General features: G+C 50.7%; 17 protein-coding genes. 8 read left to right on the forward strand and 9 right to left on the reverse strand.

What is annotated here, in order from left to right; translation table 11 throughout:
- Nucleotides 1-6: 6 nt before the first annotated feature.
- The gene (locus IKB43_09730) at nucleotides 7-840 is read right to left on the reverse strand and encodes a site-specific integrase (GenBank protein MBR2470403.1); all 834 of its coding nucleotides are present in this window, start codon (nucleotides 838-840) and stop codon (nucleotides 7-9) included.
- A 69-nt stretch (nucleotides 841-909) separates the two neighbouring features.
- On the opposite strand from IKB43_09730, the gene IKB43_09735 reads away from it, so the two are divergent.
- Nucleotides 910-1,185: a hypothetical protein gene (locus IKB43_09735; GenBank protein MBR2470404.1), complete on the forward strand. Its 276-nt coding sequence runs from the start codon at nucleotides 910-912 to the stop codon at nucleotides 1,183-1,185.
- A 246-nt stretch (nucleotides 1,186-1,431) separates the two neighbouring features.
- Nucleotides 1,432-1,809, forward strand: coding sequence for a hypothetical protein (locus IKB43_09740; protein ID MBR2470405.1), 378 nt, complete (start codon nucleotides 1,432-1,434; stop codon nucleotides 1,807-1,809).
- Between the two features lie 508 nt (nucleotides 1,810-2,317).
- On the opposite strand, the gene IKB43_09745 is transcribed toward IKB43_09740, so the two are convergent.
- The 6 genes from IKB43_09745 to IKB43_09770 all read right to left on the reverse strand — a co-directional run bounded on the left by IKB43_09745 (nucleotide 2,318) and on the right by IKB43_09770 (nucleotide 5,996).
- Nucleotides 2,318-2,740, reverse strand: a complete 423-nt coding sequence (locus IKB43_09745; protein MBR2470406.1) for a type II secretion system protein — start codon at nucleotides 2,738-2,740, stop codon at nucleotides 2,318-2,320.
- A gap of 323 nt (nucleotides 2,741-3,063) precedes the next feature.
- Complete coding sequence (locus IKB43_09750) at nucleotides 3,064-3,222, reverse strand: hypothetical protein (GenBank protein ID MBR2470407.1); 159 nt, start codon at nucleotides 3,220-3,222, stop codon at nucleotides 3,064-3,066.
- Between the two features lie 81 nt (nucleotides 3,223-3,303).
- Entirely contained in the window at nucleotides 3,304-3,657 is a 354-nt protein-coding gene (locus IKB43_09755; protein MBR2470408.1) for a four helix bundle protein, read from the reverse strand.
- Nucleotides 3,658-4,203: 546 nt separating this feature from the next.
- Nucleotides 4,204-4,593 carry a hypothetical protein gene (locus IKB43_09760; GenBank protein MBR2470409.1) on the reverse strand — a complete coding sequence of 130 codons (390 nt, stop codon included), beginning with the start codon at nucleotides 4,591-4,593 and terminating at the stop codon, nucleotides 4,204-4,206.
- Nucleotides 4,551-4,913: a GIY-YIG nuclease family protein gene (locus tag IKB43_09765; protein ID MBR2470410.1), complete on the reverse strand. Its 363-nt coding sequence runs from the start codon at nucleotides 4,911-4,913 to the stop codon at nucleotides 4,551-4,553. The genes IKB43_09760 and IKB43_09765 overlap by 43 nt, the downstream gene beginning before the upstream one ends.
- 309 nt (nucleotides 4,914-5,222) lie before the next feature.
- Entirely contained in the window at nucleotides 5,223-5,996 is a 774-nt protein-coding gene (locus IKB43_09770) for an Rpn family recombination-promoting nuclease/putative transposase (protein ID MBR2470411.1), read from the reverse strand.
- 389 nt (nucleotides 5,997-6,385) lie between these two features.
- Between IKB43_09770 and IKB43_09775 the strand changes: the two genes are divergently transcribed.
- The 3 genes from IKB43_09775 (at nucleotide 6,386) to IKB43_09785 (ending at nucleotide 8,394) form a co-directional block, all read left to right on the forward strand.
- Nucleotides 6,386-6,577, forward strand: a complete 192-nt coding sequence (locus tag IKB43_09775; protein ID MBR2470412.1) for a type III toxin-antitoxin system ToxN/AbiQ family toxin — start codon at nucleotides 6,386-6,388, stop codon at nucleotides 6,575-6,577.
- Nucleotides 6,578-6,690: 113 nt separating this feature from the next.
- Nucleotides 6,691-7,266: a bifunctional (p)ppGpp synthetase/guanosine-3',5'-bis(diphosphate) 3'-pyrophosphohydrolase gene (locus tag IKB43_09780; protein MBR2470413.1), complete on the forward strand. Its 576-nt coding sequence runs from the start codon at nucleotides 6,691-6,693 to the stop codon at nucleotides 7,264-7,266.
- Nucleotides 7,267-7,281: 15 nt separating this feature from the next.
- Nucleotides 7,282-8,394, forward strand: coding sequence for a (p)ppGpp synthetase (locus tag IKB43_09785; GenBank protein MBR2470414.1), 1,113 nt, complete (start codon nucleotides 7,282-7,284; stop codon nucleotides 8,392-8,394).
- Here the strand turns inward: IKB43_09785 and glmM are convergent.
- Nucleotides 8,391-9,731 (reverse strand): phosphoglucosamine mutase, encoded by a 1,341-nt coding sequence (gene glmM / locus IKB43_09790; protein MBR2470415.1) that lies wholly within the window; start codon nucleotides 9,729-9,731, stop codon nucleotides 8,391-8,393. The two genes, IKB43_09785 and glmM, sit on opposite strands and share 4 nt — an antisense overlap.
- Nucleotides 9,732-9,791: 60 nt before the next feature.
- On the reverse strand, nucleotides 9,792-10,367 hold the full coding sequence (locus IKB43_09795) for a hypothetical protein (GenBank protein ID MBR2470416.1): 576 nt from the start codon (nucleotides 10,365-10,367) through the stop codon (nucleotides 9,792-9,794).
- A gap of 93 nt (nucleotides 10,368-10,460) precedes the next feature.
- On the opposite strand from IKB43_09795, the gene aroC reads away from it, so the two are divergent.
- From aroC to IKB43_09810, 3 genes are all read left to right on the forward strand, one after another.
- The gene (aroC, locus tag IKB43_09800) at nucleotides 10,461-11,543 is read left to right on the forward strand and encodes a chorismate synthase (protein MBR2470417.1); all 1,083 of its coding nucleotides are present in this window, start codon (nucleotides 10,461-10,463) and stop codon (nucleotides 11,541-11,543) included.
- Nucleotides 11,544-11,613: 70 nt separating this feature from the next.
- Nucleotides 11,614-12,546 carry a tetraacyldisaccharide 4'-kinase gene (gene lpxK / locus IKB43_09805; GenBank protein ID MBR2470418.1) on the forward strand — a complete coding sequence of 311 codons (933 nt, stop codon included), beginning with the start codon at nucleotides 11,614-11,616 and terminating at the stop codon, nucleotides 12,544-12,546.
- On the forward strand, nucleotides 12,543-13,620 hold a 1,078-nt coding region (locus tag IKB43_09810; protein MBR2470419.1), incomplete at its 3' end, for a hypothetical protein. The genes lpxK and IKB43_09810, both read left to right, overlap by 4 nt.

Genomic DNA, 13,620 nt, shown 5'->3' on the forward strand with positions numbered 1-13,620 from the left:
TATGGGCTAAAGCTTATTAAATTTTCTCATTTCCTTGTCCAAAAAGGGGTCTACGAATTTTGCATAAATCAAGGTAGTTTCAAGGTTTCGGTGCCCGAGTAGCTTACTTGTGGCAGGGAGAGGAATTCCTAGTGTAATACAGGTTGTGGCGAAGGTATGCCTTGCTAGATGGCAATGGATATGTTTGTAGTATCCCAGTTTTTTCGCTGCATTGCGGAGGGTCCTGTTGAAATATGAATTCTCGACTACGCGAAATACCTTTCCGGAACTCATTTTTTCAGGTAAAAGTAATCGTGCCTGTATTGGAATTGGAACATATACAGGGTCACCGGTCTTGTGCATTTGCTTTCTAATCTTGTAGTCAAATATTTCACAGGCATCAAGTGAACGAAGGTCGCTGTAGCGGAGGCCAGTAAAACAACTGAAAAGGAATACACGCATGGTGTCTTGCTCTGTTTTGGTCAAGAATCGTCGTTTGTCTTCAAAGTTTAGATAAAGATCCTTAAGTTCACGTTTTGTTAAGAAGCTTCGCTGGGTGTAAACACGTCCAATTTTTATTTTGTCAAATGGATTAACTTTGATAAGTCCATCTTCATAGATCTTATTGACAAATATCCGAAATACGGTCAATGCTTTGTTGACTGTGATGAGTTTGTTTCCCCTTTGTATCATGTACGCCTTATATTCCTGTATAATTGAGGTTGTAAGGTCGGCGCAATCTAAACCTGGCTTAAAATCAGAAATTTTCCGCAAATTCCAATAATATGTGCGGACTGTTGACGATGAAAGATTGTATTTTTCTTTTTCGAGGTACTGCACTGCTGTGTCGAAGAATGTCATTCTAGCTCCTTTGTTCAAAAATGACGCCAAATTAGTTTTTTACTAATCGCCGTTTTAGCAGGAACCTACGTGCATATGCAGGATGCCTGGGTGGTGGATCAGAGAGCAGCAGGCTCTTGGGATCAGATTGGCTATGTGTCCCCCACTTCCAAAAACGTTTCTTACTCAGGAACTCCCAACTGGGTAGCGGAACCGAAAACTGGTTGGGCCCCCGGTTGCACGAAATGGCAAATTACTGTGGGTTCGGCAAGTACTGGCAAGGCCACATACACTCCAGCCACCACTGGGGATAAGTGCAGCAACTTAACGCCGAACTTCAGCAGCATCGGTGGCTCTGAATCGTAATCTTAACGACATCGTTAATAATAAGGCACTCCTTTCGGGAGTGCTTTTTTTGCATCCACGCAATTCCCTCAAACGTGCTTTTTTTACGCCAACTAGCCGAGCAAGTTAGGGCTGCCCTGAGCACGACGTACAAATTTGTACGGACCTTCGTTGAGAAATTTTACGGGCAAAAATCGCGCATGATGCAAAAACCACGGTAGTGCTGCTTAATAGGACCTGCCGGATTTTCTAAGAATTCTCAACAATGTGAGCATCAAGTTTTTCCCGATTTTTTCTCAAATTTCAACAGGTCGTTTATCATCTGCAAAGGCCTTTAAAGAGGTAAAAATAGACGCAACCTACGTGCATGACCAGGATGCATACGTGGTTGACCAGAACGCTCTCGGTTCCTTTAGCGATATCGGTTATGATGCCCCCAACTCCCCCTATTTCGTTTATTCAAACCCCAACAATAATTCTTGGCAAGCCTCGAAGGGCGCCAAGGGACCTGATTGCGACAATCCCTGGAAAGTCGTTCATACCGTGCCTGCAAACAACAAGACGACGCATACCGCCACCCCGGGCTGCGCTAACCTGACCCCGAACTTCAGCACCATCGGTTCCGGTTCAGCAGCAGGCTCGTAATCTAGGCAATATAGCTTAACGCAAGAAACACTCCCTTATCGGGGGTGTTTTTTTTTCATATTTACAAAAGATATAGGAAACGACACATTATATGTAAATATGAAAGACTTTTGGACGATGTAGCCAGCATTTCTCCACATGTCAATGAAAACTCAAAGCTCAAACCAAGACCCGTAGCATGAATAAGCCAATATAATCATCATAAAAACGCATTTTATGGCAAAGAATAATGGCGACCACACCAAGAACATATCTTTCTTGATGGACGAAATCGGAAAGTATTACGCAGGATGACTCAAGGCGGTAGCAGAACGTGTCGGAATCCGCAAGTATCCGAGAATCATAGACCAGGTCGAAATGCCGTGCAAGTTGGGACAAACTTGCGAAGAACTGCGGCGTTTGAGAATATTCGCGGGAGCAGCTAGAATGAAAAACGTTTCCTTTGTTGTTGTCTAGATATAAAAAACACCCCCTTATGGGGGTGTTTTTTATATGGATGTCGCTAGGATTACGACCCGGTACCGCCGAGGTTGGAGAAGTTCGGAGTCATATCTTCGCAACCTGCCTTGGGCGTGTGCTTTGCCTTGTCGGTACGACCAGAAACTAATTCGGACTTAACGGTCCATTTGCCAGTGCAGTTCGGACCCTTTGCACCCTTCTCGGCTGTCCAGGTGCTGTTACTTTCAAAAGTGTAGGTAAAGTACTTGGAATTAGGAGCTTCATAACCGATTTGGGAGAAGTTACCAATAGCATTCTGGTCCACCACGTATGCATCCTGGTCATGCACGTAGGTTCCTGCTGCAGGACCGACTTCAGAGGCCTTGGACTTGTCGATCTGAGCGAACAGTTTCGGCACTGCCACGGCGGCGAGGATGCCCATGATCACGATCACGACCATCAATTCAATGAGGGTAAAACCTTGCTTTTTCATAGTGTGTTCTCCTTGTTGTTAGTGACACATTTGTTTGGGCGTTATTGCCCGGTTACATTCTGTAATATACAACTTTTTTCACGGAAAAGCAATAGTTTTGTCAAAAAAATGTCACGATTGTGTCATAACAAGGTTGAACATTGACAAAATTGCCGTTTTTCGCAAAAAATCGCCATATTGCAGGTGCGTTTGCTGGCAATAAACATAGATTTTTTTTTACAGAAAGGGGGATTTTCCCGGATTTTTATAGTCCAAGTTGGAATATGTATCGAATAAAAAGCCCGTTCGGTGAACGGGCTGGTTGGATATCTGCTGTTGGGCGGCTACAGTTTTCCGAGGTCCTTGAGCATCTTCTCGTACTTCTTGACGAGTCCTTCCGCCTTGTCGGCACGGGCCTTTTCTGAATCGGCCAACTTTTGGATTTCATTTGCACGCTGGCGTTCCTGGTCAACGGCGATGTCTATTTCCTGTTGCCATGTCATATAGCGTTTCCTCGTTTCGTTGTCGGTCTGATACCACAAAATATAATAATGTGAAATGTGAGATGTGAAATGTGAAATGAATTATTTTCCTCTTACAGTTTTGGTTATGGCGTTAAGTATTCGAATAATGATTCTGCAGGGTGTGATAATGCTTTCATATTCCTTTGCTTCTAAATATCGGGATTCATACAGCAAATCTAACCAATACTCCGTTTCACCTGCCTCTTTCAATGCTATATATATTTTGGCAATAAAGTCAGCCTTGCTTTGTGCAAATTGCGCCTCCTTTATGTTTGCTCCAACGCTTGTGCCGCTACGTAGTACTTGCTTGCTGAGAACGAACTCCCTTTTAATTGATACCAAATGGCGATATAAACTTATTATTCGCAAAGCGAACGATTTGCTTAGTGTTTGCACTCTATTTTGATTATTCACCTTACACTCCTGATTTCTCATTACACACTTCACATTTCACATTGGTTATTGATACCATGGCGAACATGAACCTGTTGGTGATGGTGAGTTGTTCAAAGGGAGTGTGTTTGTTTTCCATTTGTCGTTAAATGCGGGAACGCGCCCGTATCGCAGACAGGGAAGGGCCCCGTCTGTGTATAAGACGCTTTTTTGAGGGAAAATATGCCTGAAAAATTTGTTTACGGTGAGGATTTTACAAGTGAAGGGAGATCCCCGCCTTCGCGGGGATGACGAGGGGAGGGATAGGAGGTGCCCGGTCAAGCCGGGCATGACAAGGAAGGAGCGCGAGGATGACGATGGTAGGGATAGGAGGTGCCCGGTCAGATGCGAATGAGGCGAACGATATGCAAAAACTTGTTTTTGTATATCTGAGCCGAAGAGCATCGCACTTGTGCAAGCCGGGCATGACAAGGAAGGAGCGCGGGGATGACAAGGAGGGAGGGTGGCGTTGATGGACAAAAAAGCCCGTTCGATGAACGGGCTGGTTGGAAATGTTTGACGCTTGAACTATGTCTCCGGCGATTCGATTTCTTTCTTGAGTTCGAGGACGGTTGACTGGGGAAGTTCCGTATTGCGGGCCACCATTTCGATGGGAAGTCCGTCCAGAAGGAGGTTCTTTGCGACTTCCTTCTTCGCTTTCCGGGCCGCACCGTATTCCCAGTACGACTTGTCGATATCTTTCATGATGTTGCTGAGCATATATCCTGCACTAAAATTACACAATTTCACCGCGTTTTGCAATACCCTGAACACGGGATCGCCTGCGAATTCGCTGAAATCGGCTTCTTTATTGAGGGTGTCGATGGCGCGGAGCCACTGGGCGATGCGGCATTTATCAAAATCGTAATCGTCGTTTACTTTGAACTTGTCTTCCCCGACTTGGTCGGGGATCTCCATTTCTTTATGTTATCTACAATATCTGCTGTCACGCCAATAGATTCTGCAAGGTCGTTCCAGCCTGGGTTTGTTTTTTCTATCAAATTTATTTTCCATAAGCGATTCCAGCGTTTAAGACGCTTTTCCCTGGCGATAGCATCGTTTATGTTGAAGAACAACTCGTAATGCACGAGTTGATTTACGTTGTAGTCGCTGGTAAAACCCTCGTTCAATTTAGTTTTGTGTTCAAGGATTCTGCGATATAAGTCATTTGTCACTCCCGTATAGAAGACGGTTCGGTATTTATTGGTGAGAATGTAAACGTAATAGTTGTTGTTCATATTTTATAGGAGGTCCCCGCCTCCGCGGGGAAGACAATGGGTTGGTTGATTTACAATTATATTCGGACAGGGAAGGGCCCCGTCTACATGTATAGACGTTTTTTTGAGGGGAAATATGCCTGAAAAATTTGTTTACGGTGAGGATTTTAAAAGTGAAGGGAGATCCCCGCCTTCGCGGGGATGACAGTAGGAGGGCGAGAATGACCCCGGGACAGGCCCGGGGCAGGCTCGGGGGAGGGGCGATGACCAAAAAGCCGACAAAAAAGCCCGTTCGGTGAACGGGCTGGCTGGAAAACTGCTGTTAGGCGGCTACAGTTTTCCGAGGTCCTTGAGCATCTTCTCGTACTTCTTGACGAGTCCTTCCGCCTTGTCGGCACGGGCCTTTTCTTCATCTGCACGCTGGCGCTCTTGGTCAACGGCGATGTCTATTTCTTCTTGCCAAGTCATATAGCGTATCCTCGTGTTGTTGTCAGTCTGATACCATTTCACCAGCTTATCAATGTCCTCGGTTTCCGGGGAGATTGGCTTGCTTGTGGCGAAGTACTCCAGATAGGTCCTGATGGATTTCTCGGCTACATCGCGGTATTTCTTGAATATATAAAAATTTTTGAAGCATTGGTCACCCATTTCAATTTTGGGGTCGTCTGTTTCCAAATTTTTGAACCTGTAAACGGCGCGGCCTTGCTTGAAAATGTCGTCGGGACAAATGAAAATGATGTAGAGTTCCTTCAGGTTGCGGTACTTTTCACCCTTGCTTAGGGCTTCGCTGTCGCGCATGGCCTGGTAGAAACGTGCCCGCTTAGGGATCTCGTGCGTATCTTCCATCTGCATTTCAATGTCAAAACAACGGAGGGTTTCACCACCGGGGCCTGTCTCCTTCACGAAGACGTCGAAGCGGACTCCCTTGCTGACGGGGCTTACTTCGACAGTCTTTTCAGGTTCGGGGTCCCGAAGTTCGTGAATCTTGATTCCGAGAACCGCCTCCAGGAATGGCTTGGCGATTTCCTTGTGGCTGAATACCATGGCGAACATGAACCTGTTGGTGATGGGGAGTTGTTCAAAGGGAATGTTTTTTGTTTCCATTTTTCGTTAAATGCGGGAACGCGCCCGTGTCGCGGACAGGGAAAATCCCCATCTGCTATATAGACGCTTTTTTGAGGGGAAATATGCCTGAAAAATTTGTTTACGGTGAGGATTTTACAAGTGAAGGGAGATCCCCGCCTTCGCGGGGATGACAAGGAAGGAGCGGAGATGACAATGAAGGAGCGGGGATGAGCAACAGCTGTTTGCATTTGGTCAACTATAGTTGCATAATGGATGTTTTTTCAAAAAGGTGTTGCCCTTTAGACGGAAATTTTATATATTGATGATGTTGGGTAGCCAACAGGTGCGTGGTCCTGCCTTAGTGGACAGTATTTAAAGATTGCAATCCCGTTTTCGGGGTTGCAGTCTTTTTTTATTTTGGAGGATTTGTGAACGAAAAGGCTAAGGTTCGTTTAGTATATGTGAATCAGGACTACCTGGACATTCTTCGATCTGTGGAAAGCAAGGTGAGTACGAAAAATCGACCCTACGTGTTTCTTGGAATCACAATCAATGAGCGTCTATACTGCATCCCTTTAACATCACAAACGAACAGAGCAAGGGCGAATGGGCGGGGATGACGAAGGGAGAGGGCGGGGATGACGATGGTAGGGATAGGAGGTGCCCGGTCAAGCCGGGCATGACAGCGGGAGGGGTGGCTCAAGGGTGGAAAAAGAATGTTATATTACCGCACATGGATACATCTATTCTCGATAAGGCCATTGTTTTCGCTGTCAATGCCCACAAGGGCGGCGAGCGACGGGGCAAGGGGTTCCCCTACATAGTGCACCCCATGGAAGCGGTGGCAATCGCTGCCACCATGACTGGCGACCAGGAATTGCTTGCGGCGGCGGCGCTTCACGACACGGTGGAAGATACGGACGTGACCATGGAAGACATCCGTCGTGAATTCGGCGAGCGGGTGGCGTCCCTGGTGACGGCGGAAACGGAAATTCCCATAGAGAATGTGACCGAAGAGGAATCCTGGCGCATCCGCAAGCAGGCGGCCATAGACCGTATTTCGGCGGCCAGTCACGACGCCAAGATGGTGGCCCTTTCGGACAAGCTGAGCAACGCCCGCGCCATTTACCGCGACTACCTGCAGATGGGCGACAAGGTCTGGGACCTGTTCCGCGTAAAGAACGTGGCGGACCACGAGTGGCATTACCGGGGCCTTGTCCGTGCGCTCTCAAGCCTGAAGGGAACTTTTGCCTATAACGAGTTCGAAGAACTGATTTCTAAATTGTTTGACAAGTCCGGCTCTAGATAAGGAGACACTTGCTTTATGTCTGATAAACCCGTAGGAAGTTATGGCTTGGATGCCCACGGCAACACCATCCTGGAGGAGTTCCGGGAGAACCGTCCGGTGTTTGCGAAGATGCTCTCCATTGTCCGGGACACGCTCCGCAAGAGTATCCAGGACAACCACATCTACATCAATGCGGTAGAGGCGCGAATCAAGGAAGAAAGCAGTCTTGCGGGCAAGCTGGACCGCAAGGGCGAAAAATACAAGAGCCTGGACGACATCACGGATATTCTGGGCGTGCGGGTCATTACCTTCTATAACGACGAGGTGGACAAGATTGCGGCCCTTGCCGAACAGCTCTTTGAAGTGGACTGGGTGAACAGTATCGACAAGCGCAAGATGCACGAGCTCCACAGCTTCGGCTACAATTCCCTGCATTACATTTGCAGGCTGCCCGAAAAGATTTACAAGGATCCGGAATGCCCCCAGCTGAACCAGTTCCGCTTCGAGCTCCAGATGCGAAGCGCCCTGCAGCATGTGTGGGCCACCCTGGATCACGATACGGGTTATAAGACCGGCGTAGAAGTTCCCCGTGAATACCTGCGGAACCTGAACCGGTTGGCGGGAATGCTGGAACTGGTGGATGAACAGTTCTGCCAGATTCGCACGGGTATCAACAACTACCGCCGTCGCGTGCAGGCCCTGGTGCATTCCGGCAATTTCGAAGAGGTTTCGCTGGACGGCGATTCCTTCAGCAATTACCTGCAGCTGAGGCCTTTCGATGCGCTGAACAAACGCATCGCCTCCATCAACCAGGCAGAAATCCACGAGTCTTCGCTGTTACATTACCTGAAGGTTTTCAAGGCTCTGGGCTTTGAATCTCTGGGAGATATCCAGAAGCTCATTCGGGATTACGGAGAGGACGCCTACCAGCTGGCGGTTTCGCAGCTGGGCAATACGGACATCGACATCATCAGCTCGACGGTAGCGCCCCAGAACCTGGTGGTGGTTTACATCTTGAAACAGGGCGGCGGTGAAATAGGCCTCAAGAAATTCTTTGAACTTTTGTATGGGGCGCAGCCCAAGAACGAGGCCCACGCACACCGCCTGATGCAACGCGCCAAGCAGCTGCCGTTTATGCAAGAACTCTAAATCATCCCTTCGACTTTAGAGCAGAGTGCTTCTGCTTCTTCGGCGGTGGGGGCTTCGGCGATGACGCGGATGACCGGCTCGGTGTTGCTGGCACGCACGTGCACCCAGGTTTTTCCCTTGCCGAGCCACAGGCCGTCCCGCTCGTCGCTTTTCCAGTCGGCGAAGGCCTGCTTGACCTTGGGCAGAATATCGGCCACCTTCTTGTCGCCCAGCTCGAACTTTTTCTTGGGCATCACGTAGGCCGGGTTTTCGGCAACGAACTTTTCAGGGCCACCCTGGTGGTGGGCCATCCAGCTGAGCACGAGAGCCGCCGCTACCAGGGAGTCGCGACCGTAGTGGAGTGCGGGCAAAATCACGCCGCCGTTTCCTTCGCCACCGATAATGCAGCCCTTCTCTATCATCTGCAGGCTCACGTTGATTTCGCCTACCTTGGCCCGGCTGCATTCACAGCCGTACTTTTCGGCAACGTCTTCGTTCATGCGGCTGGTGGAAAGGTTCACGCAGGTACTGCCTTTCTTTTGACTCAAAACCTCTTCGGTGGCGATAGCGAGGGTGTATTCTTCACCGATACTTTGTCCTAAACCGTCTACCAAGGCGCAACGGTCGGCATCGGGATCCACCGCAAAGCCCAAGGCGCAGCCGTTCTTTTTGACGGCGTCACGAAGGTCGCCCAGGTTTTCGGGAATGGGTTCGGCTCCACGGGGGAACGTGCCGTCGGGTTCGCAGTGAACACGGACAACTTCGCAGCCCAGCTCTTCTAGCAGGCGGGGCACGATGTAGCTGCCTGCGCCGTTTACGGCATCGACAGCCACCTTGAACTTGCACTTGCGGATAACCTCAACATCCACGAAGGGGATGGCGAGCGTCCCCTGGATATGGATGCCGTCGGCATCGGGGGCGACTTCGTAGCTGCCCATGGTACGGTAGTCCGGATAATCGAACCGGTCCTGGTCTGCCAGTTCGAACAGTTTTTTCACGTCATCCGGTCCGAGGAATAACCCTTTGTTGTTCAAGAACTTAAGGGCGTTCCACTCCAGGGGGTTGTGGCTTGCGGTAATGATGATGCCGGCGTCTGCCTTGAAGTGAGTGGTGAGGATTTCCACAGAAGGAGTGGTGGAAAGACCCACATCTACCACGTCTACGCCCGAAAGCCTGCAGATGCCCGACACGAACTGCTGGATAGCCTCTCCGGTGGGGCGGCTGTCGCGGCCGATGACCACCCGCTTGGCCTTGGTAATCTGGAGAAAGGCCTTCACATGGGAAGCCAGGACCTGGGGGGTAAGAGTGTCACCCACGATACCGCGGATGCCCGAAATGGAACGCATGAGCTTGGACATAGAAACTCCTGGAAAAAAAGAAAAAGCCCCGCAGCGGGCGAGGCTCTCGAAAGAAACTTTTTAGAAGACAGGGGCGCTTGCGGCCTTTTCTTTTGCCTTGGCCTTTTTGCTCTGTTCCTTGGCCAGGCCTCTGTGCTCCACCACGCCCATCACGAAATAGCGGTTGTTGTTCTTGACCACGGAGGTGAAGGCGTTGAGGGCCTTGACGGAGAACCACTCCTGGTAGATGTTCCTGCCGTTCTTGATGTTGGTCTCGTCAACGGTGGCGGGCTCTACCGGCTTGCCGTACTTGAGAGTGAACTGCTCGGACATGTAGGTGGCGGCCTCGATGGCCTTGTTCTTGCGGGATTCTTCTACACGGCCGGTACGGATTTCGAAGGCGTAGAACTTGTCGTTCTGGTTGAAGATGAAGTCCACCTGCACCGGCAGTTCGCCGAACTTGAACACGGGGATGACCACCCGTTCGCCCTCGCCACTCTGGCCATAGGGTTCGTAACCCATCTTCATGACCTCTTCGATGACGGTCTGGCGGTCGGAGCCAAAGGGAATGCCTGCAAAATCTTCACTACGCTGGGCGAAAGCGCTCATGGAAAATGAGAACACAAAAAGCGTAATGATAAGCAACAATTTCGGCATCATAACTCCTAGAAGCATTGTAAAATATAGTAAACTCTTTTAAAAGGGGAGCAGAAAAGGGGGATTTTTTCGCCTTTTATCTATATTTTGGGCATGTCTAGCACTTTTGGTAAGATTTTTTCTGTTTCGACCTGGGGTGAATCCCATGGTCCTGCCGTAGGGGCCGTATTGGACGGCTGCCCTGCCGGAATACCCCTTTCCGAGGCCGATATCCAGGTTTTTTTGGACCGTAGGCGTCCGGGGCAGGGCAAGATGACCACCGCCAGGGACGAAAAGGACCAGGTGAAGATTTTGAGCGGCGTGTTCGAAGGCAAGACCACCGGCACTCCTATCTCCTTTGTGGTCTTTAACGAGGACCAGCGGAGCGGTGACTACTCCGACATCGAGAAATGGTTCAGGCCTGGCCATGCGGACCTGTGCTACGACATCAAGTATGGCTTTAGGGATTACCGTGGTGGCGGACGCAGTTCTGCCCGCGAGACCATCGGTCGCGTGGCTGCCGGAGCGGTGGCCCGGAAGTTCCTGGCCCAGGTAGCAGGTGTAGAGTTTGTGGCCTGGGTGGATAGTGTGGGTGCTGTGGATTGCCCCGCCCTGGATTTGGAAACTCTGTCGGCAGATGCGGTAGAGGCTTCTCCTGTGCGTTGCCCCGATGCGGCTGCCAGCGCCAAGATGGAGCAGGAAATTTTGGACGCCAAGAAGAACGGCGACAGCGTAGGCGGAACTGTTGGGCTTGTGGTGCGGAACGTGCCTGCAGGTCTCGGGGAGCCCGTGTTTGACCGTCTGGATGCACTGCTGGCACAAGCCATGCTTTCGATTCCGGCCTGCAAGGGTTTTGAAATCGGTAGCGGGTTCAAGGCGGCCCGCATGCACGGCAGCGAGCACAACGACGAGATTTTCTTTGACGGAAACCGCTACAGGACCCGGACCAACAACGCGGGCGGCTCTCTGGGCGGAATCAGCAACGGCGAGAACATTGTATGCCGCATGGCCTTCAAGCCCACGGCCACGATTTCGCAAGAACAGAAGACGGCAGGCCGGGGTGGCGAAAACGGCAGCCTCGCTGCCAAGGGTCGGCACGACCCTTGCGTGGCCGTGCGCGCGCCGGTCATCGTGGAGAGCATGGCGGCCCTGGTGCTTGCGGACTTGTTCCTGCAGCAGAAGAGGAACGGAGCCTAACGGCGATGTGAAATGTGGAATGTGGAGTGTGAGATTACTCATTACACACCTCACATCACACATTGCACACTTGGTCCCGAATATGCTGCTTTCGTTACTTTACAGGATTCTTTACAAGCTTCATCACTGGATTTTTCTCCGGCCGGGCAAACCCTTGGCCCATGCCAAGCTGATTGTGGTAGGGAGTTTTTTGGCTGGCGGTGCAGGCAAGACTCCTTTTGTAGCGTGGCTTGTGGAGCATCTCAAGAATCATTCTGTTGATTTGTCTAAAGCGACGGAAGGCGCGAAGATAGCTGTACTTTGCCATGCGAAAGCCTGCGACGAGTTTGAACTTTTGAAAAAGAAACTCCCCTGGGCGACGGTGGTGGCGACACCTAACCGTTACAAGACGGCCCATGAGCTGGACCTAGACTTTGACTACATCATTTGCGACGACGGCTTTGAGGATAGCCGCCTGCGCCCTGCGTGGACGGTGCGGCTGGACTGGAGTGAACCGCCCCGTAGGTTGGCCGACTTGTGGCCCGCTGGACCGAACCGTAGCCTTGTGCAGGACCATGCGCCTGCGGACACAGTCTTGAAGTGCTACGGAGAAAAGCCGGACGTGAAATTCTCCATTTCAGAAATCGTGAATGGTGCGGGTGAACGGCTAGAAACGAATGGTGGCAGCGAACATCTGGACATAAACGGCGGTGCGGGCAACGGAGAAGCTGCCGCAGGTTCGGGGATGTGGGCCCTGTGCGGAATCGGGAATCCGGAACGCTTTTTTAGGGACCTTGAAAGTTTTGGTGTGAAAGTGGCGCGGAAGGTCGTGCGTCCGGACCATGACCGCCATTTTGAAGGCGCCGTTCGGAACGCGCTAAAGACGGCCCGCGGCGTGCTTATGACGGAAAAGGACTTTGTGCGGCTGGGCGAAGACTTGCAGAAGAGCCCGCGGGTATACCGCTGCGTGCAGATGGTGGAAGCGGATTTACTACTTTTATCGTCAGAAGAGGTGAAAATATGAACTTGACAAAGCGCATTTCTGAATTGATGGCATCCCTGGTGACGGGAATTCCGGAGAGGGAATTCCAGGTTCAGCTGGGATTTTTGGCGTCTCTGCTGGGTGAACCCTTTTACCTGTATGGCCGTTCCGGTTCAGGAAAGGGCCTGATTCTGGAACGGCTTGTGGCGGCTTTCAAGAACGCAAAAGCTCTGAAAATCGGTTCCCGCGAGCAGGATATGCCTGATAATTTGGGAAGTTACGATTTTATCCAGTTCCTCGCCTATGACCCCAGGGACGAAAAGACCAAGGACAATGCCAAAATCGCCATGGAAGACCATGGCAAGGCTTCGGTCATTTTTTCTAGCGAGATGCGCCCCGAAGATGCCCTGTGCCGTGGCGAGATTATCGACGCCATAACCCTTTCGATTGTGCTGCCCGAAAATATTTCGGCCAGTTCCCTTTGCGAACTTTTGAAAACCCAGGGCGACGTGACCAGTACCCGTGTGTCTCCCGGCCTAAGCGTCACCGCCGAAGAAAAGGCCCAGTGGAATGAAGAAATCAAGAAGGTGGTTTTGTCCGATGATGCCCTGAAGGTCATTGCGGGTGTCGTGGAAATCTGCGACGAAAACCACATCTACATTTCTGTGCGGAAATGGATTGCTCTTGCAAACATCATGAAGGCCATGGCCTTCTTTAACGGGCGCACGGAAACCCGCCTGGAAGATACCTTCTTCTTGGGACACCCCATTTGGTCCAGGTCCGTGTCCAACAAGATTATTACGGGAAAGTATCGGCAGATTGTGCTGAAACAGCTCCTCAAGGATGTGCCCGAAATTCTGGAAAAGCCCTACGATGCAGAGAATCTGATGAGCCGTATCCAGAAGTTGTTGAGAAGCAGCAACAACCAGTACGAAACCAAGATGTTCAATGATGAACCTTGCGTGTTCTATCGTATTACCATCGCCGGTGAAACGGTGCCCCTGTACGCGCCACTCCGCTATATCGAGACCGAAGGGGACTTTTTCCCGTACAACGAACTGAAGCATGTGGAAAAGCGGGTGCGCTGCAATTATCACGGCACTTCCAACTGCACCA

The sequence above is a fragment of the Fibrobacter sp. genome (genome assembly GCA_017503015.1).
In the GTDB taxonomy this organism is placed as follows: Bacteria; Fibrobacterota; Fibrobacteria; order Fibrobacterales; family Fibrobacteraceae; genus Fibrobacter.